We start from the raw sequence: 2,245 nt of genomic DNA on the forward strand, positions 1-2,245 counted from the left end.
CGTTGATTTTTCTGCTTATGACGCGAGTGTCTGGGCATTACAGCTAGACGAGCCCTTCCCCAACGATCCTAAAAATACATAAACATCTCGAAATCGAGTCTTCCATAATCCTGCATGTTTGTTGAATAACTAATACTTCTTTATAAAAGTAAACCATAATAAAAAAACAACAGCAGATGTGAACTGCTTCATCTAAAAATGAAAACGCACCTGCCGATGGTCAGTCGACAGGTGCTATACCTAAGGGGAGGTATCTTGTTTATAAATGAAACGAGCGAGCCTCATTACACACTATTTATAGGGCACACTCTGTTCATTACTTAATTGAGAATCCACGGTTATCCGACAAGCCAGAATATAATTTTATATTCTCATGCTTCCTACCAATCGATCACACCTCAGCACTTTAAAGTGTCTGTACTATACAGACGAATCAAATGTACATCAGGTTTCAAATTTCTCAAAACTTTTTAATTGATAATTCCATGTTCTAGGATTTGAACCTTCACTTTAGTCTTATAACTCATAGTAGGATAGTATTCTTTCCAGTCCAGCTTGTTATAAACATCCGGATGATAAGCTTTCACTTTCCTTCCAACAGCGAAAATGTCACTATTCGCTTCCTGCATAAGCGAAATGACTTTTTCAGCATCCTTCGTCAAAACTTCAGAGATCTTTTCATTAAGCTTGTCGATTTTCCCATTCTCCATTAAATGATTTGACGCATATTCAACCACTCTTACTTTTAAATCTAAATCAATCTCAGCGTCTACTTCATCGCCATCTACATTGATCTTAAAATCCTGCTTTAGTTTCATGACATTAATTGTGATATAGTTCATCAATTTATCATCATTATCTGAAACTTTGATGGTCAACTTCGCTATGCGATTTTCTCTTCCTTGAAGGAGCATAAATATGGTGCTAAGGTCCTGAGGAATATCCACTCCAGAATAGTGATCCTCATGAAACAGCCCCATTCCCTCAAACTTCAACAGTCCCTTTTCCTGGTCAGCACTTATTAATGGAATCGAAAAATCCTCTCCTGGTTCGATAAGCTCTGCACATATCATCTGTAGGTTCTCTCCAGTAGCATGAGAAGAAGCTACGGCACCTTGCAACAAACCACTAATGTAATTGCTAATCCTTGAATCGCTACTACTTTTCAAACCGATTACATCAGCAGCTTGCCCTCTAGCGACAGCTAAATATGCATTTAAATTCCTATTCGGATTTCGGTAAAATTCATCCAACACAGGATAGATATTTTTTTTAGCAAGATCTTCTCCCACGACGATGACTTTCGCTTTGGATGGATCAAAGGACTCCGATATCTGCTCGTCAATCCTCTCCCTGGCTTGGTGCGGGGAAGCTGCATCTGTGGAAACGATTTGGATTGTTTCCTCCCCCGGTCCTTCCGATCCTCTTCTTATACTTGGAATAGAAACCGTTTTGTGAATCAATCCCTCTTCATTTAAATCAAACCCCATAGCCAAGACCAATTTGACATTTTTAAACTGGCGCTCATCCCAGCACCCTGTAAGAAGGACTAATACGATAAAAACTAATAAAAGTTTCTTTATCATAATCACACCTCCTTCTCACTGAATTTCCTTACAATGACCCCGACGATTAACATCAATATGGGAAAACCGATGCTAAAAAAGTATCCAGTATTCACGACAAATTTGCTGAACAGATCCACCCTTTTATAATCAAATCCTATGGATAAAGAGATAACAAAGGTAAGTAAACCAATAGACAACGTTATTAATTTTGGTTTACTAAAATTAAATATTTCAGTGATACCAAGCTTAGCCATATATAGATAGGTTGCATAGCTGGTTGCCACCGAAAGAATCCATATACAAATAAAGAACAAGTCAATTCGAGCAACAATAGAAAATTCATAGGATTTCAACATATACAAAACAGGTTCAGGTACTAAATCAATCTCTCTCGTACCAAAGAAAGTAAAACTTACGAAGACGATAAGCAGATAGAACGCCCATACAAACCAATGTGCGAAAAATATGGTTTTCAATTTATCTTTCGCTTTCCCTTCCACTTTCGAATAAATCACCAGCGTAACAATAAATCCAAAGAAGGAAAGCACGGCATCATTGACTCCCATGAAAATTCTCCCCCAACCGTCTTCTAAAACCGGAAGAATATACATGATGTTCATTTCCTTCATAGAATAAATCGTGAAAAACAGTAAAATTAGAAGAAAAAACGAAAGAAA

2 protein-coding genes are annotated in these 2,245 nt (G+C 37.5%); both read right to left on the reverse strand.

Annotated features, from left to right (window positions below):
• Nucleotides 1–470: 470 nt before the first annotated feature.
• Entirely contained in the window at nt 471–1,586 is a 1,116-nt protein-coding gene (locus LD39_RS15415; RefSeq protein ID WP_035549200.1) for a Ger(x)C family spore germination protein, read from the reverse strand.
• A gap of 2 nt (nt 1,587–1,588) precedes the next feature.
• Nucleotides 1,589–2,245, reverse strand: a 657-nt coding sequence (locus LD39_RS15420) for a GerAB/ArcD/ProY family transporter (protein WP_081988478.1), incomplete at its 5' end; no start/stop codon positions are given.

It is taken from the genome of Halobacillus sp. BBL2006, assembly GCF_000786645.1.
GTDB lineage: Bacteria > Bacillota > Bacilli > Bacillales > Halobacillaceae > Halobacillus.

What these genes read in the sequence shown, in the direction of transcription:
- LD39_RS15415 (WP_035549200.1), bottom strand. Translation starts at nt 1,586, where the DNA reads ATGATAAAGAAACTTTTATTAGTTTTTATCGTATTAGTCCTTCTTACA.